This is a genomic window from Luteimonas sp. A534 (assembly GCF_054072805.1).
The window spans coordinates 182,325-206,012 of sequence record NZ_JBSVRR010000004.1 but is presented as its reverse complement, the minus strand read 5'-3'; the positions used below and the strand labels follow the sequence as shown (position 1 = coordinate 206,012).

The following is a 23,688-nucleotide window of genomic DNA, read 5'->3' as shown; positions in this document are numbered from 1 at the left end:
CACCGAACGCCCACGCGCCAAGAGGCTACTTGCGCAGGTCCGGATCGCGGATGCCTTGGCGGCGGAGTTCGAGCACGGTCGGCGTGATCGCGGCGATGCGGGCGTCGATGCGGGCGCGGGCGTAATAATCGACGTCGTCGCGCTTGCGCAGGGTGTTGAGCTGCACCAGCGCCTGTTCCGCGCGGCCGTTGAGGAAGGCGGTCTCCGCCCAGGCTTCACCGGCACGGACCGTGTCGCCGGCGATCTCGCTGGCGCGGGCGAAGGTGCGGTGGAAGACGGGGTCTTCCGTGGAGCCGGCCATCAACGGACGCAGGATGTTCTGGGCACGCCGCGCCGCGTCGGCATCCTTGCGTTCGACCAGGGCCTCGGCATAGCCCAGCACCACCGCGCGGTTGCGGGGCATGCGCCGGACCAAATCTTCGAAGGCGGCGTCGGCGGCCGCGTGGCGGCCCCGGCGGGCCTCGGCCTGGGCGAAGCCGAGCTGCAGCCACATGTCGCCGGGGTGGGTATCGAGCAGCGCCTCGAAACCGCGCGCGGCCGCGGCCCCGTTGCCTGCCTCCAGCTGGGCCACCGCCAGGCCGTAACGCTGTGCATCGTCCAGGGGCGCGATGCGGGCGAGGCGGCCGTACTCGGTGATGGCCTGGGTGGGGGTGTCCGCGCTGAGCGCGCGCAAACGTTCGCGCGCCCAGCCGAACTGCGTCCCGCTGGCACCGGCGCCCAGGCCGTCGGGGCGCAACCCGGGCGGGAGCAGGGGGTTGTTGCCGGCGAGCCCGGTGGTGGCGAATGCGTTGCCCTGGCCACCGGCGTACTGCTCGGCGAGCTGGCGGGTCTCGCCGATGCGCGTGGTGGTGACCGGATGCGTGCTCATGTAGTCGGGCATGCGTTCGCGTTCGCCGCCCTGGTTGGTACGCGACATGGCCTGCATGCGTTCGAACATCCTTGCCATCGCGCCTGCGTCGTAACCACTGCGCGCGAGCGTGCGCATGCCCAGCCGGTCGGCCTCGGACTCGTTGGAACGGGTGTAGTCGATCTGGCGCTGGATCATCAGGCCCTGCGCGCTGGTGATCGCGGCCAGGGCCGCGTTGCCTGCGGACCTGCTGTCGGTCTGCGACGCCACCGCCACGGCGCCCAGCATCGCCAGCAGGATCGGGACGCTGTCGCGTTGGGCACGTTCGGCGCCCCGCAGCACGTGGGCCTGGGTGACGTGCGCGACTTCATGGGCGAGCACGCCCGCTACTTCGTCCTCGCTCTCGGCAGCGAGGACCAGCCCGGCGTTGGTCCCGATGTAACCGCCCAGGGTGGCGAAGGCATTGATCGAGCGGTCCTTCAGCATGAAGAAGGTGAACGGTTGCTCGGGCTGGTCGCTGGCCGCGGCCAAGCGGTTGCCCAGCCCGCGCAGCCAGGCATCGACCAGCGGATCGTCGAGCACGTAGTCGTAATGCCGCAGCTGGGCCAGCAGCATCTGACCGTACTCGCGCTGCTGGCTCGGACCCAGCAGGGTGTCTGCGGACGAGCCGATATCCGGCAGCCGCTGTTGCGCCGGTGCCGGAGCAATGGCCACGGCAAGGGCGAGGGCAAGGATGGCGGGAAGCAGTCGCATTCGGGGCTGGAAATCCAATCGGTCCGGGGCGCGGGCGCGCATGAACAGCATGGGGGTGGCGGGTGCCAAGGGCGTGAATACCGCGTTAATCCGACCAGTCGAACGCAGCGGGTCGATCATGCCTGCTGAAATCGGTGTGCCGGACCCCCACAATTGACAGCCTCAGGCCGCAAGAGTTTCCGGAGACCGCATTGAACGAGCAAGCCACCCCCCAGATCACCATGTATACCAGCGCCGTTTGCGGGTACTGCGTGGCGACCAAGAACTTCCTGCGCAGCAAGGGCCTGGAGTGGACCGAGGTGCGCATCGATACCGACCCCGCCGAGCGCGAGCGCATGGTCGCACTGGCGCGCAGGACGTCGGTGCCGCAGATCTTCGTGGGCGATGTCCATGTCGGCGGCTATGACGACCTGATGGCGCTGCATCGCGCCGGTGGCTTCGAGCCGCTGCTGTCGGGCCGGGGCGCATGAGCGCCGCAGGCAGCGGCGAGGGCGGCGACCGCATCCGGGACTTCACGGAGTTCCGCGAGCGCATGAACGAGCGCATCCTCGCCGAGCCCAACCAGGTCGTGCGCCGCTTCTTCGCGCTCGACACCCAGGCCTACCAGGCCGGCGTGCTGGACGTGGCCACCAAGGAGTTGCTGGGACTGGTGGCCTCCCTGGTGCTGCGCTGCGATGACTGCATCAGCTACCACGTTGCCCGCTGCCGCGAGGCCGGCGTGGGCCGCGATGCCATGTTCGAGGCGTTCTCGATCGGGCTGGTGGTTGGCGGCAGCATCGTGATTCCGCACCTGCGGCGCGCCGTGGACTTCCTGGACCAGCTCGAGGCCGGGGCGCCGGCCCCCGCGGAGCACGCGCACGACTGAGGGCGAGGATCGCAGCGTTCATCCTCGGGTCCGGGCAGGAAAGGGCGGCGTTTGGCATAATTGGCCGCTGTCCCGTCCCCCCAGACGCCCCGCGTACGCGCCCGGCGTCACCCCCAGCATGGACCCCACACAATGACCCAGACAATCACGGTCATCCGCGGCGATGGTATCGGCCCGGAGATCATGGACGCCACCCTGCACGTGCTCGACGCCCTGGGCGCCGGACTCGTCTACGAAGAGGCCGACGCCGGACTCGTGGCGCTCGAGAAGCACGGTGAGCTGCTGCCGCAGGCCACCCTGGATTCGATCAGCCGCAACAAGATCGCGCTCAAGAGCCCCCTGACCACGCCGGTCGGCGGCGGCTTCTCGTCGATCAACGTGCAGCTGCGCCGTCATTTCGACCTCTACGCCAACGTGCGTCCAGCGGCTTCGTTCCCCAATACCCGCTCGCGCTTCACCGAGGGCGTGGACGTGATTACCGTGCGCGAGAACACCGAGGGCGCCTACAGCGCCGAGGGCCAGGAAACGGCGCCCGACGGCAGCTGGGCGGTCTCGGTCACCCGCAACACCCGCAAGGGTTCCGAGCGCATCGTGCGCTACGCCTTCGAACTCGCACGCAAGGCCGGGCGCAAGAAGGTCACCGTGGTGCACAAGGCCAACATCCTGAAGTCGACCTCGGGCCTGTTCCTCAACGCCGCCCGCGACGTCGCCAAGGAATATCCGGACATCGAGTGCAACGAGATGATCGTGGACAACACCTGCATGCAGCTGGTGATGCGCCCCGAGCAGTTCGACGTGATCGTGACCACCAACCTGTTCGGCGACATCATCTCCGACCTGTGCGCCGGCCTGATCGGTGGCCTGGGGCTGATCCCGGGTGCCAACATCGGCAAGGACGCGGCGATCTTCGAGGCCGTGCACGGCTCGGCGCCGGACATCGCCGGCAAGGGCGTGGCCAATCCCTGCGCGCTGCTGCTGGGCGCGGCGCAGATGCTCGAGCACATCGGCATGGCGGACAAGGCCACGCAGCTGCGCGCCGCCATCGTCGCCACCCTGGAGGCGAAGGACTCGCTGACCCCCGACCTCGGCGGCAACGGCACCACGATGGGCTTCGCCCGGGCCATTGCGAGCCGCTTGGCGGCCTGAGCCGGGCGGTACTCGACTGACGGGCGCTTCGGCGCCCGTTTTGTTTCTGGAACATTGCTGTTTCGGACGGTGCGCTCGACAGCACCCGGAGCGGGCCCCACAATCGCTGATCCTTTCATGCGGATAAAGCGATGGATTCCCGTCCGAGCGCCTTGGCGCTGACACCGCTGCTGCTGTTCCTGGCGCTGTTCTTCGGCAGCGGCCTGTACTTCACCCTGCAGGGCGAAGAGATGGGCTTCTACCAGCTGCGCGCACCGGTGGCGATCCTGCCGGCGCTGGCGCTGGCCGCGTGGATCGCGTACCGGCGCGGCGTGAAGCCCGGCGAGGTGCTGCTGCGCGGCATGGGCGACCCGAACATCATGACCATGTGCCTGATCTTCCTGCTGGCAGGGGCCTTTGCCTATGTCTCGCAGGCGATCGGCGCGGTCGATGCGGTGGTGGCGCTTGGCATCGGTGCGGTGCCGTCCAGCCTGCTGCTGCCCGGGCTGTTCGTCGTCGCGTCACTGATCTCGCTGGCCATCGGTACCTCGATGGGGACGATCGCGGCCGTGGTGCCGATCGCGCTTGGCGTGGCAGATGCCTCGGGCCTCGACCGCGCGCTGGTGATCGGCGCGGTGATCGGCGGTGCGATGTTCGGCGACAACCTCTCGGTGATCTCGGACACCACCATCGCCGCGACCCGCAGCCAAGGCGCCGAGATGCGCGACAAGTTCCGGGAGAACTTCAAGATCGCGTTGCCGGCCGCGCTGGCGACGATGGTGCTGCTGGCCTTCCTGGGTGATCCGGCGCCGGTGACCACCGATGAGGCGGTCTCGGCCTGGCTGGTGCTGCCGTATGTGCTGGTCCTGGCGCTGGCGCTGAGCGGGCTCGACGTGATCCTGGTGCTCGGGATCGGGCTGGCGCTGGCGGGCGGTTTCGGCCTGGCGCTTTCGCCCGACTACGACCTGGTGCAGTACGCCGGGGACATCTGGACCGGCTTCGAGGGCATGACCGAGATCCTGCTGCTGTCGCTGCTGATCGGCGGCGTGGGCGCATTGATGAAGGCCGCCGGCGGGCTGGAGTGGCTGGCCCGCACGATCGCCCGCGTCGCGCGCGGCCACCAGGGCCGGCGTACCGGTGAGTTCAGCATCGCGGCGCTGTCGGCGACCGCCGACGTCTTCACCGCCAACAACACCGTGGCGATCCTGGTCAGCGGCGATGTCGCGCGTGACATCGCGCAGCGCCACGACATCAGCCCGCGGCGCGCGGCCAGCGTGCTCGACATCTTCGCCTGCGTGCCGCAGGGGCTGTTGCCCTATGGCGCGCAGATCCTGCTGGCCGCGGGACTGGCATCGGTGTCGCCACTGTCGCTGTCGGGCACCGTGTTCTATTGCTGGATCCTGGCACTGGTGGCGATCGGCTTCATGGCCTGGCCGCGGCGTGCCCCCGCGCTTGCGGCGGAGCCGGCCGGCTCCCGCGCGCCGTAGCGATGGAACTGCAGGAGCAGCTATAGCTGCGAAAAAGCAGAAGCCTTTGCCACGGATACACACGGATTTGCCGCGGATTCACGCGGATAGGGCCACGGCTTTTGTGCCACGGATTTACGCGGATGGACGCGGATAGAACAGGGGCGGGGATGGGACGTGGCGGGACTGAAGCTTCCGCTTTCTCCCTGCATTTGCTCTATCCGCGTGAATCCGTGCGAATCCGTGCGAATCCGTGCGAATCCGTGGCAAAAAAAGCTCTTGGCCTGGCTGCCACGAACGCCACATGCGCGAAGGGCGCCCCGTGGGGCGCCCTTCTTGATGCGTGCCGCGTGGAACCGAACGTCAGTTGCGTGACTGCAGCTTGGACAGCAGGCGCAGGAACTCGATGTACAGCCAGACCAGGGTGACCATCAGGCCGAAGGCGCCGTACCACTCCATGTACTTCGGCGCGCCCTGCTCGGAGCCGGCCTGGATGAAGTCGAAGTCGAGCACCAGGTTCAGCGCCGCGATCACGATCACGAACAGGCTGAAGCCGATGCCGATGATGCCGTTGTCGTGGATCATCGGGATGTTGATGCCGAAGAAGCCCAACACCATGGTCGCCAAGTACACCAGGAAGATGCCGCCGGTGGCCGCGACCACGCCGAGCTTGAACTTCTCGGTGGCCCGGATCCAGCCCGAGCGGTAGGCGAACAGCATCGCGAACAGGGTGGCGAAGGTCAGCATCACCGCGTGGACCACGATGCCCTCGTACATGTGGCTGTACAGCGCCGAGATCGCGCCGAGGAAGAAGCCCTCGACCAGTGCGTAGAGCGGCGCGGTGACCGGCGCCCATTCCTTCTTGAACACCGTGACCATGGCGAGGATGAAGCCGCCGATCAGGCCGCCCCACATGTACACGGAGAAGCCGGGTGCGATCTCGCCGGCCGGCGTGAAGGCCCGGCTCCAGGCGAAGGCGGCGGTGAGGACGGTCAGGAACAGCAGGAAGGCGGTCTTGTTGACCGTGCCGTTGATGGTCATCGCCCCGGCGTCGCGGGACACGACGGTGCCGCTCCCAAGGTCGAGGAAGGTGGATTCGGACAGGACCGGGTTGCCGCTGCGCATGGATTCCCCCCAAGGGTCGGTGTGCGTGTGCCAGCGAGGGAGGATACACGGCGGCACGCGACGCGCGCGTGCGGGGATGGTGCGAAAGGCGGGACTCGAACCCGCACGCCTTGCGGCACCGGCACCTAAAGCCGGGGCGTCTACCAGTTCCGCCACTTTCGCATTGCCACGCACCCGATCCTGCAACAAAAAACGCCCGGCGGGGCCGGGCGCTTCGGGTTTGGTGGGCCGTCAAGGATTCGAACCTTGGACCTATTGATTAAGAGTCAACTGCTCTACCAACTGAGCTAACGGCCCCGAGCGGGAAATCTTAGCAAAGCGAGGGCCTGCGGATCAACACTTGCATGCCACGCGGGAAGCTGGGGTGGAAGACGGGATTTGAACCCGCGACCCCCGGAATCACAATCCGGTGCTCTAACCAACTGAGCTACATCCACCATTGGGGGTTCCGCGCCGGCCTGGGCCGGTGGGGCGCGCATTGTAGCGCGGTCGGGACGATAGTGCGACGTGTCCGCGGCGGGGCTGGCGCGCCCGGCAGGACTCGAACCTGCAACCACCGGCTTAGAAGGCCGGTGCTCTATCCGGTTGAGCTACGGGCGCTGGGACTGGTCGGGGTAGAGGGATTCGAACCCCCGACATCCTGCTCCCAAAGCAGGCGCGCTACCAGACTGCGCTATACCCCGACTGCGGCGGCCCGCGGTGTCGCGACGGGTCGGCGCGGGCATTGTCGGGACCGCCTCCGGCGGTGTCAACGCAGGGGCGCTGGCGGCAGCGGCGGTATTCCGTCAAAATGCTCCGTTCCGTCGCCGGACGCGGGCTCTGCCCGGCAGGCCGGCCAAACCAGACAACCAACGCCCGCGGCCCTGGCCGCGGTTGCAGGAGTGGGTATGCAAGCTTCAGTCGAGACCGTCGGCAACCTCGGACGCAAGATGACCTTCCGCCTGCCGGCCGACCGCCTGCAGGACCAGGTGGGTGGCCGCCTGCGCGAGATCGCGCGCACCGCGCGCATCAAGGGTTTCCGCCCGGGCAAGGTGCCGGCGAAGGTGATCGAGCAGCGCTTCGGCCCGCAGGTCCGCGGCGAAGTGCTCGACGGCCTGCTGCGCGAAGGCTTCGACAGCGCCGTGCGCGAGAACGCGCTGCGCATCGCTGGCCGCCCGCACATCGAGCCCGCCGACAAGGACGGTTCCGACGATCTCGCCTACGTGGCCACCTTCGAAGTGGTGCCGGACTTCGGCGAGATCGACGTGACCGGCCTCAAGGTCGAGCGCCCGGTGGCCGAGGTGACCGAGGAAGACATCGACCGGATGATCGAAAACCTGCGCCAACAGCGCCGCAGCTGGAGCGCGGTGACGCGCCCGGCGAAGGTGGGCGACGCGGTCGACGTCGAGACCTGGTCCGAGGTCGACGGCCAGCGGCTGCCCGCGGAAGGCGCGGAGCGTGGCGTGTCGGTGATCGGCTCGGGCGCGATGTTCGCCGACATCGAGACGGCGCTGGTCGGCATGTCCAAGGGCGACGAGAAGGCGGTCGAGGTCACCTTCCCGGACGGCTGGCGCGTGCCGCAGCTCGCCGGCAAGACCGTGAACGTCCATCTGCGCGCCGAGCAGGTCTCGGAAGAGGTGCTGCCCGAGGCGGACGCCGCGTTCATCCGCAGCTTCGGCGTGAAGAGCGGCGAGATGGAGCAGTTCCGCTCCGACATCCGCACCAACCTGGAGCGCGAGCTCAAGTCCGCGCTGATGAATCGCCTGCGCCGCGCCGTCGGCGAGCAGCTGGTCGAGGCGTATGCCCACGTCGAACTGCCGCCGAACCTCGTCGAACAGGAAGCGCACGCACTGGTCGCCCAGGTGGCGGAGCAGGCGCGCCGCCAGGGCCGTCCGGCACAGCCGCCGGCGGATGCGCACAAGAACTTCATGGAGCCCGCGCGCAAGCGCGTGCTGGTGGGCCTGCTCGTAGGCGAGGTGGCCAGCAAGCACCAGCTGATGCTGGACCGCAAGCGCCTGGACGAGACCCTGCGCCTGATCGCCTCGACCTACGAGGAGCCGCAGCAGGTCATTGACTTGTATCGCAACGATCCCCAGCTTATGAGTGGACTGCAGAACCGGGTGATGGAGGAGCAGGTGATCGACTGGATCGCCGAGCGCGCCGACCACACAGACACGCAGCTGACCTTCCAGGAAGCGATCGCGCCGCAGGCGTGACGCCTCCGCTGACACGGGATTGAAATGAGCATCCAGACCAAGGCCCTGAACCTCGTGCCGATGGTGGTCGAACAGACCAGCCGCGGCGAGCGCGCGTACGACATCTATTCGCGCCTGTTGAAGGAGCGGGTGATCTTCCTGGTCGGCGGCATCGACGACCACGTGGCCAACGTGATCGTGGCGCAGATGCTGTTCCTCGAGGCCGAAAACCCCGAGAAGGACATCAACCTGTACATCAACTCGCCGGGCGGCATCGTCACGGCGGGCATGGCGATCTACGACACCATGCAGTTCATCAAGCCCGACGTCAGCACCATCTGCGTCGGCCAGGCGGCCAGCATGGGCGCGCTGCTGCTGGCATCCGGCGCGGCCGGCAAGCGCTACGCGCTGCCGAATTCGCGGGTGATGATCCACCAGCCCCTGGGCGGCTTCCAGGGCCAAGCGACCGACATCGAGATCCACGCCCGCGAGATCCTCTCGATGAAGCACAACCTGAACGCCATCCTGGCCCGCCACACCGGCCAGGCGATTGAAACGGTCGCCCACGACACCGAGCGCGACAACTTCAAGAGCGCGGAAGCCGCGCGCGAGTACGGCCTGATCGACGAAGTCCTCGAGCGCCGTCCGGAAGAGTCCATCCAGCCTGCCTGAACAGGCCGGCATCGCCGGATTCCCCCGCCCGCGGCTCCATGGCCGCGGCAGTCCGGGCCCGTCGCCCTTGCGACCCGGGGCCCGGGTGCTATTCTCGACCCCGACCCCCCGATACACCGATTGGCGAACGCATGACCGAAGATAGACAAGGCCGTTCCGGCGACAGCAGCAAGATCCTGTACTGCTCGTTTTGCGGGAAGAGCCAGCATGAGGTCCGCAAGCTGATCGCGGGCCCGAGCGTGTTCATCTGCGATGAATGCGTCGAGCTGTGCAACGACATCATCCGCGAAGAGCTGGAGGAGAAGGCGCAGAGCGCCCGCAGCTCGCTGCCCAAGCCGAAGGAAATCCTCGACGTCCTGGATCAGTACGTCATCGGGCAGTCGCGCGCCAAGAAGACCCTCGCCGTGGCGGTGTACAACCACTACAAGCGCATCGAGAGCCGGCAGAAGAACGACGAGGTCGAGCTGGCCAAATCGAACATCCTCCTGGTCGGCCCCACCGGTTCGGGCAAGACGCTGCTCGCCGAGACCCTGGCGCGGATGCTCAACGTGCCGTTCACGATGGCCGACGCCACCACGCTGACCGAAGCCGGTTACGTGGGCGAGGACGTTGAGAACATCATCCAGAAGCTGCTGCAGAAGTGCGACTACGACGTCGAGAAGGCGCAGCAGGGCATCGTCTACATCGACGAGATCGACAAGATCTCGCGCAAGAGCGAGAACCCGTCGATCACGCGCGACGTGTCGGGCGAGGGCGTGCAACAGGCGCTGCTGAAGCTCATCGAAGGCACCGTCGCCAGCGTGCCGCCGCAGGGCGGCCGCAAGCACCCGCAGCAGGAGTTCCTGCAGGTCGACACCCGCAACATCCTGTTTATCGTCGGCGGCGCGTTCGCCGGCCTGGACAAGATCATCCAGGCCCGGTCCACCGAGGCCGGCGGCATCGGCTTCGGCGCCAAGCTCAAGAGCAGCGAGCGCAAGGCCGAAGTCGGCAAGGTGCTGGCCGAAGTCGAGCCCGAGGACCTGATCAAGTTCGGCCTGATCCCCGAGTTCGTCGGCCGCCTGCCGGTGGTCGCGACGCTCGAGGAGCTCGACGAAGCGGCCCTGGTGAAGATCCTGTCCGAGCCCAAGAACGCCATCACGAAGCAGTTCCGCAAGCTGTTCGAGATGGAGGGCGTGGAGCTGGAGTTCCGCCCCGACGCGCTGGCTGCCATCGCGCGCAAGGCGCTCAAGCGCAAGACCGGCGCGCGCGGCCTGCGCACCATCGTCGAATCGGTGCTGCTCGACACCATGTACGACCTGCCGTCGCAGGAAAACGTGAGCAAGGTCGTGGTCGACGAGTCGGTGATCGAACACAAGTCCGAGCCCTACCTGATCTACGAATCGGCTCCCGCCGCGCCAGCGAAGGCCGCCTCGGGCGACTGAGCCAAGGCGCGCTCCGGGCCCCTCGCGGGCCTGGACACTTTCCCGGACAGGCCGCATCGCGGCCTTGCTCCCGCCTGAACGCAGCACGCGCCGCAGCATCCTGCGGCCGCCCCGTTCCAGTGCTTGCATCCACCGCCGCGGAACCCCATAACCTGCCCATGCGGCGCCCAACCTGCCGCCCGCCATGTCCAGGAGTTCCGATGAGCACCCCCCAGCCCGCCACCTTCGACCTGCCGGTCCTGCCCCTGCGCGACGTGGTGGTGTTTCCGCACATGGTCATCCCCCTGTTCGTGGGCCGCGACAAGTCCATCCGCGCCCTCGACCTGGCGATGGAGGGCGCCAAGCAGGTGCTGCTGGTCGCGCAGAAATCCGCCGAGACCGATGACCCGGGCGTCGAGGACCTGCATCCCGTGGGCACGGTGGCGCAGGTGCTGCAGCTGTTGAAGCTGCCCGATGGCACCATCAAGGTGCTGGTTGAAGGCGTTTCCCGCGCGACGGTCGACGCGGTGCGCGAAGTCGACGGCACCCTGGCCGGCATCTGCAGCGTGGTCGAGCCGGTCGAGGACCGCGAGCCGCGCGAAGTCGAGGCCGTCGCACGTTCGCTGATGGGCCTGTTCGAGCAGTACGTGAAGACCAACCGCAAGCTGCCGCCCGAGCTGTTGCAGACGCTTGCCGGTATCGACGAGCCCTCGCGCCTGGCCGACACCGTCGCCGCGCACCTGGGCGTGCGCCTGGGCGAAAAGCAGCGTCTCCTGGAAACCTTCGGCATCGCCGGGCGCCTGGAGATGCTCGTCGGTCTGGTCGACGGCGAGATCGACGTGCAACAGATGGAGAAGCGCATCCGCGGCCGCGTGAAGTCGCAGATGGAGAAGTCGCAGCGCGAGTACTACCTCAACGAGCAGATGAAGGCGATCCAGAAGGAACTGGGCGACATGGACGACGCGCCCAACGACCTCGAGGAGCTCGCGCGCAAGATCGCGGCCGCCGGCATGCCCAAGCCCGTGGAGACGAAGGCCAAGTCCGAGCTCAACAAGCTCAAGCAGATGTCGCCGATGGCGGCCGAAGCCTCGGTGGTGCGCAACTACCTCGACTGGCTGCTGGGCGTGCCGTGGAAGAAGCGCAGCAAAGTCCGCAAGGACCTCAAGGCCGCGCAGGAAACGCTCGACGCCGACCACTACGGCCTGGAGAAAGTGAAGGACCGCATCCTCGAATACCTCGCCGTGCAGACGCGGGTGTCGAAGATGAAGGGCCCGATCCTGTGCCTGGTCGGGCCGCCGGGCGTGGGCAAGACCTCGCTCGGGCAGTCGATCGCCAAGGCCACCAACCGCAAGTTCGTGCGCATGTCGCTGGGCGGCGTGCGCGACGAGGCCGAGATCCGCGGCCACCGCCGGACCTATGTCGGCTCGATGCCGGGGCGCATCGTGCAGAACCTTACCAAGGCAGGCACGAAGAACCCGCTGTTCGTGCTCGACGAGATCGACAAGATGTCGATGGACTTCCGGGGCGACCCGTCTTCGGCGCTGCTTGAAGTGCTCGATCCCGAGCAGAACAACGCCTTCAACGACCACTACCTCGAGGTCGACCTCGACCTGTCGGAGGTGATGTTCGTCGCGACCTCGAACTCGCTCCGCATCCCCGGGCCGTTGCTCGACCGCATGGAAGTGATCCGCATCCCCGGCTACACCGAGGAAGAGAAGATCAACATCGCCATGCGCTACCTGCTGCCCAAGCAGATCAAGGCCAACGGCCTGCGCGACGGCGAGCTGAAGATCGCAGAGGGCGCGATCCAGGACATCGTGCGCTACTACACGCGCGAGTCCGGCGTGCGCAACCTCGAACGCGAGATCGCCAAGATCTGCCGCAAGGTGGTCAAGGAGGTCGCGCTGGCCGGGCCGCAGGCCAAGAAGGCGCGCGCGCTGAACGTCAACGCGAAGAACCTCGACAAGTACCTGGGCGTGCGCCGCTATGATTTCGGGCGCGCCGAACAGGACAACGAGATCGGCCTGGTCACGGGGTTGGCATGGACCGAGGTCGGTGGCGACCTGCTGCAGATCGAATCGACGCTGGTGCCGGGCAAGGGCCAACTCACGCTGACCGGCCAGCTTGGCGACGTGATGAAGGAGTCGGCATCGGCTGCGTTGTCGGTGGTGCGCGCGCGCGCCGAGCGACTGGGCCTCGAGCTCGACTTCCTGCAGAAGCGCGACATCCACGTGCACGTGCCTGATGGCGCCACGCCGAAGGACGGCCCGAGCGCCGGCATCGCGATGGCGACGTCGTTGGTGTCCACGCTGACCCGGATCCCGGTGCGCGCCGAAGTGGCGATGACCGGCGAGATCACCCTGCGCGGCAAGGTCACCGCGATCGGCGGCCTCAAGGAAAAGCTGCTGGCCGCGCTGCGTGGCGGCGTGACCACCGTGATCATCCCGGAGGAGAACCGGAAGGACCTCGCCGACATCCCGAAGAACGTGACCCAGGGCCTGAAAATCGTTCCCGTGAAGTGGATCGACGAGGTGCTCGACCTGGCGCTCGAGCGGCCGCTTCCGCCTCTGCCGGCGCCTGTCCCGGTGGAGAACGTGGCGCGTCGCCCGTCGCGCAAGACGTCACCGCGGGCGGATGTCAAGCACTGATGGCGCAGCGTTTTTCTTGCGTGCCACCGGGGGCGCTGGTATAAATTCGCGCTCGCATCACGGCCTGGGGCCGCACGCGATCCCGGAGCCGCGGCGGTCACGCCGCCCGCTGGCCCGCCACCAATTCGAGCGACCCGTCGGTCGCGCAGGAGCACCGAATACATGAACAAGAACGATCTGGTCTCGGCCGTTGCCGAAGAGGCCAACCTGTCCAAGGCCGATGCCGCACGTGCCGTCGATGCCGTGCTGTCCTCGGTGGGCAAGGCCCTGCAGCAGGGCGACACCGTGGCCCTCGTCGGCTTCGGCACCTTCCAGGTCAAGGAGCGCGCCGCCCGCACGGGCCGCAATCCGCGCACCGGCGAAGAGATCGCGATCGCCGCCTCGAAGAATCCTGTCTTCAAGGCTGGCAAGGCGCTGAAGGATGCTGTAAACTAAGCGGCCCGCTTGGGTGCTTAGCTCAGCGGTAGAGCGTCTCCTTTACACGGAGAGGGTCGTGGGTTCGATCCCCTCAGCACCCACCAGTCAGGGCTGACGTTCGCAACAGGTTCGACGACGCGGAGTGGTAGTTCAGTTGGTTAGAATGCTGGCCTGTCACGCCGGAGGTCGCGGGTTCGAGTCCCGTCCACTCCGCCAGTCACACCAGGAAGGCGCCCGCAAGGGCGCCTTTCTTCTTTTGGGCCCTACGGGGCCGCGCCTGCCGGGCATGCGCTAAACTGCCGCGCTACGTCCAACGCGTGCCCTGACATGCTGCAAGCACTCCGAGAAAAAACCTCCGGCTGGATCGCACTGGTCATCGTCATCATCCTGGCGATTCCCTTTGCCTTCTTCGGCATGGAGCAATACCTGTTCCAGAACTCGGCGAACTACGCCGCCAAGGTCGAGGCACCGCCGTCGTGGTGGCGCTCCGCGCCGGACATCTGGCCGGTGCGCAAGGCGTTCTGGGTGTCGCAGGAGATCACCGTCGACGAGTTCCGCTCGGAGTTCGAGCTCGCGCGCCAGCAGGCGCGGGCCACCGAGGGCGACGCCTTCGATGCGCGCGCGTTCGAGCAGACGGAAAACAAGCTGCGCGTGCTCGACCAGGTGGTCGACCGCAGCGTGCTGGCCTTGGCCGCGCGCAGCGCCGGCGTCGCGGTGGGCAATGCCCGCGTGGCCGAGGTCGTGGCGTCGATGCCCGAGTTCCAGGTCGACGGGCGCTTCGATCCGCAGCGCTACCAGATGCTGCTGCAGTCCCGCGTGCCCGCGCAGTCGCCGCTCCAGCACCAGGAAGAGATCCGCGAGCGCCTGCAGATGCTGCTGCTGCCCAGCCGCGTGGCCGGCACCGCATTCGCGAGCCCCGGCCAGGTCGAGCGCACCATGCAGCTCCTCGGCCAGCAGCGCGACGTCGACATGGCGATGATCCCGGCGCCCACGCCGGACGCCGGTGCGATCGCCGCCGCCGACATCCAGGCCTGGTACGACAGCCACCGCGCCGATTACCGCGCGCCGGAAGAAGTGTCGATCGAGTTCGTCGAGATCCTCGGCGACGCGGTGCCCGAGCCGGCCGCGGCCGACGAAGCCACGCTGCGGACGCGCTACGAGCAGGAGAAGGCACGCTTCGTCGAGCCGTCGCAGCACCTGGTGTCGCACCTCCTGGTGCGCGTGCCCGACGGCGCCGATGCCGCCACGCGCGATGCAGCCAAGGTGCGTGCGGAGGGCCTCGCGGCCCAGGCGCGCGCCGACGGCGCAGACTTCGCGGCCATCGCGCGCGCGGAATCCGACGACGAAGGCTCCAAGGCCGGTGGTGGCGACCTCGGCTGGCTTGAGCAGGGGATCATGGGCGAGACCTTCGACAGCGCAGTGAAGGCGGCACAGCCCGGCGTCGCAAGCGATCCGGTGCTGACCGACTTCGGCTGGCATGTGCTGCTGGTGCGCGACGTCCGCGAGGGCAGGGACGTGCCGTTCGAGGACGCACGCGAGGAACTTGCCGCAGCCCAGGCCGTCTCCGACCGCGAGCGCGGCTTCAACGAGCTGATCGGCCGCCTGGTGGACCAGGTCTACCGCAACCCCAGCTCGCTGGGGCCGGCGGCTCGCGAGGCAGGCCTGCCGGTGCAGAAGGCGGGTCCCTTCGTCCGCGGCGGCGGTGAAGGCGTCGCTGCCAATCCGGCGGTGCAGCGCGCCGCGTTCTCCGACGCGCTGGTGCAGGACGGCACCGTCAGCGATCCGATCGAGCTCGGTACCAACCACAGCGTGCTGATCCGTGTGACCGAGCACCAGCCCGAGCGCGAGCGGCCGCTGGCCGAAGTCCGCGACCAGGTCGTCGCCTCGATCCGCGTCGACCGTGCCCGCCAGGCAGCGCTGGCCGAGGCCGACGCGGCCGTGGCCGAGATTGCAGGTGGCAAGGCGCTTGCCGAACTCTCCGAGGCAAGCGGCTGGCAGCACATGGCACTGCCGGGCATGCGCCGCGGCATGCCGATGCCGTCCGCGGAAGCCAACGAGGGCATCTTTGCCGCCCCGGAGCCGGCGGAAGGCGGCGTGTCCGCCGGTCGAGTGGTGCAGGACGACGGCAGCATCGTCGTCTATGCCGTGACCAGGGTGGTGCCGGGTGACGTGGCCGAAGCCAGCGCCGAGGAGCGCAACATGATCGCGGGCCAGCTCGCGCGCCTGGCAGGCGACGAGGACGCGATGGCCCTGCTGCGCGCCCTGCGCAAGCAGGTGCGCGTGACCACGATCGAGGCGCGCCTGTAACGGGGGGCGGCCGACGCAATCGCTGGAAACAAAGAAGCCCGGCCATGCCGGGCTTCTTCCGTTCGGGGCGCCTGCACGGCATCCGCGCAGGCTTCCGCCAGTGCCGCTCAGTCGGCGGCGTCGCCTGCGGGCTCTTCCAGCCCGGTCATGCTGACGATGTTGTAGCCGGCATCGACGTAGGTGACTTCGCCGGTGATGCCCGAAGCGAGGTCCGAGCACAGGAACGCGGCGACGTTGCCGACGTCCTCGATGCTGACCGTGCGCCGCAGCGGCGCATGCGATTCGACGTGGCCGAGGATCTTCCGGAAGCCACCGATGCCCGCCGCGGCCAGGGTCTTGATCGGCCCGGCCGAGATCGCGTTCACGCGGATGCCTTCAGGCCCCAGGTTGTAAGCCAGGTAGCGCATGGTGGCTTCCAGGCTGGCCTTGGCCACGCCCATCACGTTGTAGCTGGGCAGGGTGCGCACGGCGCCCAGGTAGCTCAGCGTCAGCACGGCGCCCTTGCGTCCTTGCATCAGCGGCCGCGCGCCCTTGGCGAGCGCTGCGAGCGAGTAGGCGGAGATGTCCTGCGAAATCGAGAATGCTTCACGCGACAGGCCGTCCAGGAACTGGCCGGCGATAGCCTCGCGCGGGGCGAACGCGATGGCGTGGATCAGGATGTCGAAGCCGTCCGGCCAGTGCGTGCCGAGGTCGGCGAACAGGGCGTCGATCTGGGCGTCGTCGGAGACATCCAGCGGGAAGACCGGACCGCCGCCCAGGCGCCCGGCCACGTCTTCGACTCGCGACTTGAGCTTTTCGTTCTGGTAGGTGAAGGCCAGCTCGGCGCCTTCGCGATGCATCGCTTCGGCGATGCCGTTGGCGATGGAGCGCTGGCTGGCGATGCCGGTGATCAGTGCGCGCTTGCCCTGCAGGAATCCCATGGTGTGTTCGACTCTATGGAAGGGAGCTGGCTAGTTTGCCACGGGCGCCACCGAAGGGGCCGCGGCCGCCGGCACCAGCACCTGGCGACCAGCCGTGCCGCCTGCGGAGCCGTGCGCCGGATTGAGGCGCCGGAGGCGCGCGGGATCGATGCCCGTGCGACGGGCGTAGCCGTCCAGGCCGGCGGGCTCCTCGGCAAGGTCGATCGCCACGAGGGGCGCGATCGGCCGGTCCAGCGCCTGCCGCCAATCCTCGTTTTCACCGGCCTCCACCATCAGGCACGACAGTGCATGCAGCTTGCGCACATAGGCGCGGGTGATGCCGGAAAGGCTTTCAAGGGCCTCCGGATCCGCGGCGGCCGCGCGCTGGTCATGGCGCCGCAGGGCGCCGAGCACGCGGTACTCGCCTGCGTTGAAGGCCATCACCGCGAGCCGCCAGTCGCCGGCGAACATGCCGTGCAGGGTCTTGAGATAGCGCACCGCCGCACGGGTGGCGTCGACGGGTGAAAGGCGTCCGTCGTAGCCGCCGCGCATCGGGATCTTGTGGTTGCGCGCGGTGACCGCGATGAACTGCCACAGGCCTGCAGGTCCGCTGCTGCTGCGCGCGCCGGGGCGATAGCCGCTTTCGACGAAAGGGATCAGCGCGTATTCGGTTGGCAGGTGGGCGCTGCGCAGCGCCTCGACCACGTAGCCGAACAGCGGCAGGACCTCGCTGTCGCCGGCGACGAGCTGGCCGGGGACGTGCGCGAAGTGCTGCCGCCAGCGCGGGCTGGCGTCCGTGCAGCCGGGCTGCGCGAGGCCGTCGACGAAGCGTTCGTAGATCGTCACGCCGTTCGTGGCGCGGGCGGGTGCGGGTACGACCGCGGATTGCACGGGCGCGGTCGGGGTTGGCGTTGGCGTTGGCGTTGGCGTAGCTCCGGCCGCCTCGATGGCGAGCGGTTCGGTCGGGCTTCCGGAGGCAGGAGCGCTGGCTTCGTCGACGGCGACCTCCCCGGTTTCGCCCGCGGCAGCCGGCCCCGCGAAGATCGCCAGCAGCAGCGCCAGCGCCGTCGCAAACGTGTGCGCCCTCATGCGCGGAATCCGTTCTTCCAGCGCCGCAGTGCGGCGAAGGTGCCGACCCGGGAGAGGCCGTCGTCACCCGACCACGCGGCGACCGCCACGCGTATCGCGGGCGCGTCCACGCGCAGGAAGGGATTGCAGGCACGCTCGAGGTCGAGCGTGACGGGAAGCGTGGGCAGGGAATCGTCGCGCAAGGCGGCCACCTCTTCGCTGCGGCGCGCCAGCGCCGGGTTGTCGGGGTCGACCGCCCGAGCGAAGGCGGCGTTGGACTGCGTGTACTCGTGCCCGCAGCACACCAGGGTGTCGCCGGGCAGGGCCGCGAGCCGGTCCAGCGACGCCAGCATTTGCGCCGGCGTGCCTTCGAACAGGCGGCCGCAGCCGAGACTGAAGAGGGTGTCGCCGCAAAACAAGAGGCCATGGCCGTGGAATGCGATGTGGCTCACGGTATGGCCGGGCACGGCGAGGACTTCGAACGCATGGCCGGCGACTTCGAACCGGTCGCCATCCCCGACCCGCCGGCTCGCCAGCGGGATCCGTTCATCGCCGGGCGCGACCACGACCAGGTCCGGCCAGCGCGTGCGCAGCGCGGCCACGCCGCCGATGTGGTCGTCGTGGTGGTGGGTGAGCAGCACCGCATGCGGCCGCCAGCCGCCGGCGTCGGCGGCGGCCAGCACCGGTGCCGCGTCGCCGGGGTCGACCACGATTGCGCCACGCCCGTCCCCGGGCGGCAGCACCCAGATGTAGTTGTCGGCGAATGCGGGCAGTGCAAGCAGGGTCGGGGTCATATGCGGGACCCCGGTCGGGGGCTGGGCGTCTAGAATGGCGACCATGCCGCTCCGTTCCCGCCCCGGTCAACCCGACGCAGCCCAGGCCTGGTTCGCGTCCAGCGAAGGCGCAGTGCTGCTCGGCAGCGAGCGCGAGGTCGTCGAGCACGCGCTCCTGGAGCGCCCTGCGCAGCCCTGGCTGTGGCTTGCGCCACTGCCCCAGGCGCGCCCCGAGGGCGGCCGCGGCCTGGCCCTGTACGCGCGTGGCGAACGCTTCGCCGGCGAGGTGGCCTGTGGGCTGCCCCTGCCCCTGCCCAGCGGCGCCTTCGGCACCGTGGTGCTGCAGCACGTGGCCACCCCCGACGCCCGCGGCGCCGAGCTGCTCGACGAGGTCGGGCGCGTGCTGGTGCCCGGCGGGCGCGTCCTGCTGTTCGCGCTCAATCCGCTGTCTCCCTATCGCTGGCGCTGGCGGGGCCACGGCCTGAGTGCGGCTGAACCCCTGTCCTGGCGTCGCCTGCTGCGCCGGGCGGGCCTGGAACCCGACGCGGTGTCGGAAGGCATGGGCCCGCGATGGGAACCGGTGCTCGATCCGCGACTGCAGCATGGGACCGGCCTGCGCGCCGCCTACCTGGTGCGCGCCGAGCGGCGCAGCCAGCCCCTGACGCCGGTGCGGCAGCACCGCCTGCTGCCGGTGGCGACGGGAGCGGCTCCCGCATGAAGGCGGTGGAGGTGCATACCGACGGGGCCTGTCTCGGCAACCCCGGTCCCGGCGGCTGGGCGGCGCTGCTGCGCTATGGCGTGCGCGAGCGCGAGCTGGTCGGCGGCGAAGCGCTGAGCACCAACAACCGCATGGAGCTGATGGCGGCGATCGTGGCGCTGGAGACGCTGACCGAGGCGTGCGAGGTCACCCTGCACACCGACTCGCAGTACGTCCGCCAGGGCATCACCGAATGGATGCGCAACTGGGTCAGGCGCGGCTGGAAGACCAGCGGCGGCGACCCGGTGAAGAACCGCGACCTCTGGGAGCGCCTGCATGCCGCCACCGGCCGCCACGTCATCGACTGGCGCTGGGTGAAGGGGCATTCCGGCGACCCCGACAACGAGCGCGTCGACGAGCTCGCGCGCAACGAAGCCATCAAGTTCAAGGCCGCCGCCCGCTGAGCCCGTTCCCGACCGCTACGCCCCGTCACGCCACCCCAGAGATGCAGATGCGCCAGATCGTCCTCGACACCGAAACCACCGGCCTGGAATGGCGCAAGGGCAACCGCGTCGTCGAGATCGGCTGCGTCGAACTGGTCGAGCGCCGGCCCACCGGCCGGACCTGGCAGCGCTATATCCATCCCGAGCGCGAGTTCGAACCCGGCGCGCAGGAGGTCACCGGCCTGACGCTGGACTTCCTCGCCGACAAGCCGAAGTTCGCGGCGATCGCCGACGAGTTCCTGGAGTTCATCGCCGGCGCCGAACTGGTGATCCACAACGCGGCCTTCGACGTCGGTTTCCTCGACAACGAGTTTTCGCTGCTGCCCGTCAGTCCCGGCAAGATCCGCGACCACGCGTCGGTGCTCGACTCGCTTGAAATGGCGCGCCAGCGCTACCCGGGCCAGCGCAACTCGCTGGATGCCCTGTGTCGCCGGCTGGGTGTGGACAACGCGCACCGCCAGCTGCACGGCGCGCTGCTCGACGCCCAGCTGCTGGCCGAGGTCTATCTGGCGCTGACGGCCGGGCAGACGGAGCTCGGCCTCGCCGGGCCTGTCGTGCCCGAAACGGCCACGTCGCGACTCGACCGGCCGCGTCCGGAGGCGCTCGGTCCGCGCCCACGCGTGATGGTGCCGGCGACCGAACTCGAGGCGCACCGCGAACGCGTGGATGCGATCCGCAGCCGCGCGGGACGGGCCTTGTGGGACGAGGCGGTGGAGGAGGCCGCAACCACGGCCTGAGGCAGAAGCGCGCCGCGCTCAGTGGCGGCGCACCAGCACCACGGTGACGTTGTCAGAGCCGCCGCCGTCGAGTGCCGCGGCCACCAGCCCGTCGACGCATTCCTGCGCGCTGCATTCGTTGTGCGCAAGCACGCGGGCGATGCCGCGGTCGTCGACTTCCTCGGTCAGGCCGTCGCTGCACAGCAGCAGCTGCATCCCGGGCGCCAGCTCGCCGGACATGGTCTCGACGTTGAGCGCCTGGGGATCGGTCACGCCCAGCGCCTGGGTCACCACGTTGCGGTGCGGGTGGCTGCGGGCCTGGTCGATGCTGATCGCGCCCTGGGTAATGAGCTCTTGGACGTAGCTGTGGTCTTGCGAAAGCTGGGCCAGCTTGCCATCGCGCCAGATGTAGACGCGGCTGTCGCCGACCCAGGCCACTTCGAAGCGGTTGCCGCTGATGCGCGCGGCGACCACGGTGGTGCCCATGGGCAGGGCGTCCTGGCGCTTGCGCGAGGCGCTGATGATCTCTTCGTCGGCGATGCGGATCGCCTGCGCCAGCGACGTGCCCTGGCGGGTCTCGCGCACGATCGCCTCGCGCGCCAGCGCGCTGGCGACCTCGCCATATTCATGACCGCCCATGCCGTCGGCCACCAGCCACAGGCCCAGCTCGCTGTCGCCGTAGTAGGTGTCTTCGTTGAGCTCGCGGCGCAGGCCGACGTGCGTGAGATGGCCGAACTCGATCATGCGCTTGCCGCGTTTCCCAGAAGGGCTGCATGAGAGAACGGAGGCGGCAGGCGGGAGAGGTCAGCTGGCATGCGGTGTGGAATGTTTTGCGCGGATCGAGGAGAGGAGAGGATGGTATACGGCGAGTGGAGGGGGTGTGGGGATTGGCCTTTGGTCGGGTGGATATGGCGGAAAGCCCTGGGGTCATGTGGGTGCCCGGGGCGTCTTGCGGGGATTGTCCGGCCTTCGGCCGGGCGCCCTTCGGCGCTGCGCGCCTTCGGGTCGAATCGGAGGGTTGAATCGAGCTGCCCCCCTCTCCGCCAGATACGCGAAAACCCCCTTGCGGGGGCCTTTGCGTATCTGGCGCATCGCGTTCCGGGGGAAAGTAGGCGTGAGGCTGAGCGCAAGGATGTCGCCTACCTAAAGCTGCGGCCGCGAGACTAACGCGAAGTGGGGAGCCAAGCCACTGGAACATCCTCACTACCGGCACAAGGCTGGCCAAGACTGCTAAAAGGGTTGGGGATAGCTAGAAGGCCAGCGGTACCCCGACAAGGCATGTCGGGGTACCGTTGGCTTGTTGATCTGCAAGCATTGGAACCGCCCACACCGAAGGTCAAGTCCGCCCGAGAGCGCCAGGGTTGAATGCAGGATGAGGCTAACGAGCTATGACGAAAAGAATCCAGTTTCGGTCAGTGACTGGAATCGAAAGTTCGTCGATTCAGAAACACGCGCTGCTGGAAAGTTCATCCGGACATCACCCGCACAAGCTGCTGGACTAGTATCACCGAAACCATGCCGAACACAATGTAGGCGATGGGCCATGCCCAGTCCGGTCGTCTCAATCGCACGTAGGCCGCGATGATGCCCCCGATAATAAATCCAGCGGGGATTGCTAGGACCCAGAAATTCATGGAATCACCAATTATCCAAGCCAGGATACTCGGCTTTGCATTGTTTACTGGTCGATGACAGCTCACCCATGGCGAGCCCGAAACTCGCGCCGGCGGCTAGACAAAGGGCAAGCCCGACCCCGCTTGGAGATGTAGCACATGCAGCCACCATTCCAGTCCCCGCCAGTGCCGAGGAAGCGGTGGCTAGATTAGCCCTGTCGCATGCGTCGAGGCGCGATCTCTCAAAGCTGTGGCGATCATGGGCAATCAACTCCTGCTGGGTGATCGACCCGCCACCTTCCGAGCCACCCCACCCGGCACCCCAGCCTGAGTAGAAGAGCAGGTTACTTTCCCACGAACTGACACCGCAAGGTCCGAGTTCACACGGCATCGGTAGAACAGGACACAAATAGTGTTCGCACATGCGTTTGCCGACGCCATTCCCCGGGTTGAAGCCAGCTTCGATGTCTGCCTCATGCCACTTTGCGGAATCCGGACTTATGCAAATGAAATCGCCGCACATATCGGGCTCTGGCAATTGCCAAATGCTGTCGTCAACTGCGACCCGTGGGGCTGTTATGGTGAAAAGGAAATCAGGATCTGAGAGTGTGCTCCTCAATTTAACAAGATTTGCCGCGCGAACCTGCGGGATATCTGAGGTGCCAGCTATTGCTTCCTCGAACGTTAGTGAAGCCTCAGGTTCACCAGGCCGATTCAAGTAGATGCGGTCAGTCGTCTTGTCTATCAGCAGGCTCACTCCTCCCTGCATTTCCACGTACAACTGTTCGCTGGAGGGGTCTGACGAGGCGTAAATTAGACCCGAGTCGCTTGCGGAGACGACCGGTGGAATCGTGAATAGCAACAATGCAACAGTCGTGACTAGATATTTCATGCCATGCTCCTTGGCAGTGGAACTTCCGAATGCGTTTTCTACACCATAATTGGACAGCGCGGCAATTTCGCTTGATGGTGAAACCGCTCGATCTGATATAGGGAAGGTCTGAAAATTCGTCCTGACGTTGCAATTTCAGGATTGAAGAAGGGCTGCCACCTCCACCTTGCCGCGTTCTTCGATGGGCAGAAGGTGCGGCAGGATATAACGCTAGGAACGATTATCGGAGAGTATTGGAAGGAAACGGTTACCAGCGGCGACGGTAGGTACTTCAATTGCAATTTGCAGAAGAAGTCCTGCACGCGCGCGGGCCTGGTACGTTTGCTCGCGGTGACGATGCGAAGTGGGGCAACCTCCACTTCGCCCTTAGCTACCTGGCCAAGGCGAACTACTACAAGCGGTTCATTCTTGACCGTGCTGTGTGGCAGCGGCGCTGTAGCATCCAGCGTCGGCGGCCCTGCTGGATCAACAGCCATGCTAGCGGTCATGGTCACGGTGATCGCAGCTTACGACTGCTTACGACCTGATCTTCGACCCCGGCGCGGTCTCCGCGCGTCATCACCGGGACAAGAGGGACTTCCTCCGTCTCGGCACCCCAGCGGGAGAAATTGGAAGCTGGCTCGAATCGTGGCTTGCTTAGAAGCGCGAGGTGCGGGACGTTGGGAATAAAGTAAGTAACGAAAAGGCCACTCCGAAGAATGGCCTTTAAGATCAATACGTTAAGTCAT

General features: G+C 67.5%; 20 protein-coding genes and 7 tRNA genes. 15 read left to right on the top strand and 12 right to left on the bottom strand.

Annotation, left to right across the window (positions count from 1 at the left end; translation table 11 throughout):
* Positions 1-25: 25 nt before the first annotated feature.
* A complete protein-coding gene (locus tag ACW5F0_RS11180; protein WP_456999752.1) occupies positions 26-1,600 on the bottom strand; it encodes a M48 family metalloprotease in 1,575 nt (524 codons plus the stop codon).
* 221 nt (positions 1,601-1,821) lie between these two features.
* Between ACW5F0_RS11180 and grxC the strand changes: the two genes are divergently transcribed.
* The 4 genes from grxC (at position 1,822) to ACW5F0_RS11160 (ending at position 5,077) form a co-directional block, all read left to right on the top strand.
* On the top strand, positions 1,822-2,070 hold the full coding sequence (gene grxC, locus ACW5F0_RS11175) for a glutaredoxin 3 (RefSeq protein WP_456966018.1): 249 nt from the start codon (positions 1,822-1,824) through the stop codon (positions 2,068-2,070).
* The gene (locus ACW5F0_RS11170) at positions 2,067-2,465 is read left to right on the top strand and encodes a carboxymuconolactone decarboxylase family protein (protein ID WP_456965851.1); all 399 of its coding nucleotides are present in this window, start codon (positions 2,067-2,069) and stop codon (positions 2,463-2,465) included. The genes grxC and ACW5F0_RS11170 overlap by 4 nt, the downstream gene beginning before the upstream one ends.
* A gap of 132 nt (positions 2,466-2,597) precedes the next feature.
* Complete coding sequence (locus ACW5F0_RS11165; RefSeq protein WP_456965852.1) at positions 2,598-3,611, top strand: isocitrate dehydrogenase; 1,014 nt, start codon at positions 2,598-2,600, stop codon at positions 3,609-3,611.
* 131 nt (positions 3,612-3,742) lie between these two features.
* The gene (locus ACW5F0_RS11160) at positions 3,743-5,077 is read left to right on the top strand and encodes a Na+/H+ antiporter NhaC family protein (RefSeq protein WP_456965853.1); all 1,335 of its coding nucleotides are present in this window, start codon (positions 3,743-3,745) and stop codon (positions 5,075-5,077) included.
* 342 nt (positions 5,078-5,419) lie between these two features.
* Here the strand turns inward: ACW5F0_RS11160 and ACW5F0_RS11155 are convergent, their stop codons facing one another.
* The 6 genes from ACW5F0_RS11155 to ACW5F0_RS11130 form a co-directional block, all read right to left on the bottom strand.
* Positions 5,420-6,181 (bottom strand): Bax inhibitor-1/YccA family protein, encoded by a 762-nt coding sequence (locus ACW5F0_RS11155; protein ID WP_456965854.1) that lies wholly within the window; start codon positions 6,179-6,181, stop codon positions 5,420-5,422.
* Between the two features lie 77 nt (positions 6,182-6,258).
* A tRNA-Leu gene (locus ACW5F0_RS11150) sits at positions 6,259-6,343 on the bottom strand.
* Between the two features lie 59 nt (positions 6,344-6,402).
* Positions 6,403-6,478 (bottom strand) — tRNA-Lys (locus ACW5F0_RS11145).
* A gap of 63 nt (positions 6,479-6,541) precedes the next feature.
* A tRNA-His gene (locus ACW5F0_RS11140) sits at positions 6,542-6,618 on the bottom strand.
* Positions 6,619-6,704: 86 nt separating this feature from the next.
* A tRNA-Arg gene (locus tag ACW5F0_RS11135) sits at positions 6,705-6,781 on the bottom strand.
* Positions 6,782-6,787: 6 nt separating this feature from the next.
* Positions 6,788-6,864: transfer RNA gene (locus ACW5F0_RS11130), tRNA-Pro, on the bottom strand.
* A 204-nt stretch (positions 6,865-7,068) separates the two neighbouring features.
* Here ACW5F0_RS11130 and tig point away from each other — a divergent pair.
* The 8 genes from tig (at position 7,069) to ACW5F0_RS11090 (ending at position 15,799) form a co-directional block, all read left to right on the top strand.
* Complete coding sequence (gene tig, locus ACW5F0_RS11125; RefSeq protein WP_456999751.1) at positions 7,069-8,376, top strand: trigger factor; 1,308 nt, start codon at positions 7,069-7,071, stop codon at positions 8,374-8,376.
* 24 nt (positions 8,377-8,400) lie between these two features.
* Positions 8,401-9,027, top strand: a complete 627-nt coding sequence (clpP, locus tag ACW5F0_RS11120; RefSeq protein WP_456965856.1) for an ATP-dependent Clp endopeptidase proteolytic subunit ClpP — start codon at positions 8,401-8,403, stop codon at positions 9,025-9,027.
* Between the two features lie 131 nt (positions 9,028-9,158).
* Entirely contained in the window at positions 9,159-10,448 is a 1,290-nt protein-coding gene (gene clpX / locus ACW5F0_RS11115; protein WP_456965857.1) for an ATP-dependent Clp protease ATP-binding subunit ClpX, read from the top strand.
* Positions 10,449-10,648: 200 nt separating this feature from the next.
* On the top strand, positions 10,649-13,075 hold the full coding sequence (lon, locus tag ACW5F0_RS11110) for an endopeptidase La (RefSeq protein WP_456965858.1): 2,427 nt from the start codon (positions 10,649-10,651) through the stop codon (positions 13,073-13,075).
* A gap of 162 nt (positions 13,076-13,237) precedes the next feature.
* A complete protein-coding gene (locus ACW5F0_RS11105; protein WP_456965859.1) occupies positions 13,238-13,510 on the top strand; it encodes an HU family DNA-binding protein in 273 nt (90 codons plus the stop codon).
* A gap of 11 nt (positions 13,511-13,521) precedes the next feature.
* Positions 13,522-13,596 (top strand) — tRNA-Val (locus tag ACW5F0_RS11100).
* Between the two features lie 35 nt (positions 13,597-13,631).
* Positions 13,632-13,708 (top strand) — tRNA-Asp (locus ACW5F0_RS11095).
* A 111-nt stretch (positions 13,709-13,819) separates the two neighbouring features.
* Positions 13,820-15,799 carry a SurA N-terminal domain-containing protein gene (locus ACW5F0_RS11090; RefSeq protein ID WP_456999750.1) on the top strand — a complete coding sequence of 660 codons (1,980 nt, stop codon included), beginning with the start codon at positions 13,820-13,822 and terminating at the stop codon, positions 15,797-15,799.
* Positions 15,800-15,906: 107 nt separating this feature from the next.
* On the opposite strand, the gene ACW5F0_RS11085 is transcribed toward ACW5F0_RS11090, so the two are convergent.
* From ACW5F0_RS11085 to gloB, 3 genes are read right to left on the bottom strand one after another with little or no spacing between them, the layout of a single operon-like run.
* Entirely contained in the window at positions 15,907-16,719 is an 813-nt protein-coding gene (locus tag ACW5F0_RS11085) for an enoyl-ACP reductase FabI (protein WP_456965861.1), read from the bottom strand.
* Positions 16,720-16,749: 30 nt separating this feature from the next.
* Positions 16,750-17,787 (bottom strand): lytic transglycosylase domain-containing protein, encoded by a 1,038-nt coding sequence (locus ACW5F0_RS11080; RefSeq protein WP_456999749.1) that lies wholly within the window; start codon positions 17,785-17,787, stop codon positions 16,750-16,752.
* On the bottom strand, positions 17,784-18,560 hold the full coding sequence (gloB, locus tag ACW5F0_RS11075; RefSeq protein ID WP_456999748.1) for a hydroxyacylglutathione hydrolase: 777 nt from the start codon (positions 18,558-18,560) through the stop codon (positions 17,784-17,786). The genes ACW5F0_RS11080 and gloB overlap by 4 nt, the downstream gene beginning before the upstream one ends.
* A gap of 43 nt (positions 18,561-18,603) precedes the next feature.
* Between gloB and ACW5F0_RS11070 the strand changes: the two genes are divergently transcribed.
* From ACW5F0_RS11070 to dnaQ, 3 genes are read left to right on the top strand one after another with little or no spacing between them, the layout of a single operon-like run.
* Positions 18,604-19,257, top strand: a complete 654-nt coding sequence (locus tag ACW5F0_RS11070; protein WP_456999747.1) for a hypothetical protein — start codon at positions 18,604-18,606, stop codon at positions 19,255-19,257.
* Entirely contained in the window at positions 19,254-19,700 is a 447-nt protein-coding gene (rnhA, locus tag ACW5F0_RS11065) for a ribonuclease HI (protein ID WP_456965865.1), read from the top strand. The genes ACW5F0_RS11070 and rnhA overlap by 4 nt, the downstream gene beginning before the upstream one ends.
* 47 nt (positions 19,701-19,747) lie before the next feature.
* Complete coding sequence (gene dnaQ, locus ACW5F0_RS11060; protein WP_456999746.1) at positions 19,748-20,476, top strand: DNA polymerase III subunit epsilon; 729 nt, start codon at positions 19,748-19,750, stop codon at positions 20,474-20,476.
* 18 nt (positions 20,477-20,494) lie between these two features.
* Here the strand turns inward: dnaQ and ACW5F0_RS11055 are convergent, their stop codons facing one another.
* The gene (locus ACW5F0_RS11055; protein WP_456965867.1) at positions 20,495-21,199 is read right to left on the bottom strand and encodes a PP2C family protein-serine/threonine phosphatase; all 705 of its coding nucleotides are present in this window, start codon (positions 21,197-21,199) and stop codon (positions 20,495-20,497) included.
* An 894-nt stretch (positions 21,200-22,093) separates the two neighbouring features.
* Positions 22,094-22,960: a hypothetical protein gene (locus ACW5F0_RS11050; RefSeq protein WP_456965868.1), complete on the bottom strand. Its 867-nt coding sequence runs from the start codon at positions 22,958-22,960 to the stop codon at positions 22,094-22,096.
* Positions 22,961-23,688 lie beyond the last annotated feature (728 nt).

Bases quoted from the DNA above. Each gene is read 5' to 3' on its own strand.
- lon (WP_456965858.1), top strand. From the start codon at position 10,649: ATGAGCACCCCCCAGCCCGCCACCTTCGACCTGCCGGTCCTGCCCCTG.
- grxC (WP_456966018.1), top strand. From the start codon at position 1,822: ATGTATACCAGCGCCGTTTGCGGGTACTGCGTGGCGACCAAGAACTTC.
- clpP (WP_456965856.1), top strand. From the start codon at position 8,401: ATGAGCATCCAGACCAAGGCCCTGAACCTCGTGCCGATGGTGGTCGAA.
- tig (WP_456999751.1), top strand. From the start codon at position 7,069: ATGCAAGCTTCAGTCGAGACCGTCGGCAACCTCGGACGCAAGATGACC.
- dnaQ (WP_456999746.1), top strand. From the start codon at position 19,748: ATGCGCCAGATCGTCCTCGACACCGAAACCACCGGCCTGGAATGGCGC.
- ACW5F0_RS11090 (WP_456999750.1), top strand. From the start codon at position 13,820: ATGCTGCAAGCACTCCGAGAAAAAACCTCCGGCTGGATCGCACTGGTC.
- ACW5F0_RS11160 (WP_456965853.1), top strand. From the start codon at position 3,743: ATGGATTCCCGTCCGAGCGCCTTGGCGCTGACACCGCTGCTGCTGTTC.
- ACW5F0_RS11170 (WP_456965851.1), top strand. From the start codon at position 2,067: ATGAGCGCCGCAGGCAGCGGCGAGGGCGGCGACCGCATCCGGGACTTC.
- ACW5F0_RS11055 (WP_456965867.1), bottom strand. From the start codon at position 21,199: ATGATCGAGTTCGGCCATCTCACGCACGTCGGCCTGCGCCGCGAGCTC.
- ACW5F0_RS11105 (WP_456965859.1), top strand. From the start codon at position 13,238: ATGAACAAGAACGATCTGGTCTCGGCCGTTGCCGAAGAGGCCAACCTG.
- ACW5F0_RS11165 (WP_456965852.1), top strand. From the start codon at position 2,598: ATGACCCAGACAATCACGGTCATCCGCGGCGATGGTATCGGCCCGGAG.
- gloB (WP_456999748.1), bottom strand. From the start codon at position 18,560: ATGACCCCGACCCTGCTTGCACTGCCCGCATTCGCCGACAACTACATC.
- ACW5F0_RS11155 (WP_456965854.1), bottom strand. From the start codon at position 6,181: ATGCGCAGCGGCAACCCGGTCCTGTCCGAATCCACCTTCCTCGACCTT.
- ACW5F0_RS11070 (WP_456999747.1), top strand. From the start codon at position 18,604: ATGCCGCTCCGTTCCCGCCCCGGTCAACCCGACGCAGCCCAGGCCTGG.
- ACW5F0_RS11180 (WP_456999752.1), bottom strand. From the start codon at position 1,600: ATGCGACTGCTTCCCGCCATCCTTGCCCTCGCCCTTGCCGTGGCCATT.
- ACW5F0_RS11085 (WP_456965861.1), bottom strand. From the start codon at position 16,719: ATGGGATTCCTGCAGGGCAAGCGCGCACTGATCACCGGCATCGCCAGC.
- ACW5F0_RS11050 (WP_456965868.1), bottom strand. From the start codon at position 22,960: ATGAAATATCTAGTCACGACTGTTGCATTGTTGCTATTCACGATTCCA.
- rnhA (WP_456965865.1), top strand. From the start codon at position 19,254: ATGAAGGCGGTGGAGGTGCATACCGACGGGGCCTGTCTCGGCAACCCC.
- ACW5F0_RS11080 (WP_456999749.1), bottom strand. From the start codon at position 17,787: ATGAGGGCGCACACGTTTGCGACGGCGCTGGCGCTGCTGCTGGCGATC.
- clpX (WP_456965857.1), top strand. From the start codon at position 9,159: ATGACCGAAGATAGACAAGGCCGTTCCGGCGACAGCAGCAAGATCCTG.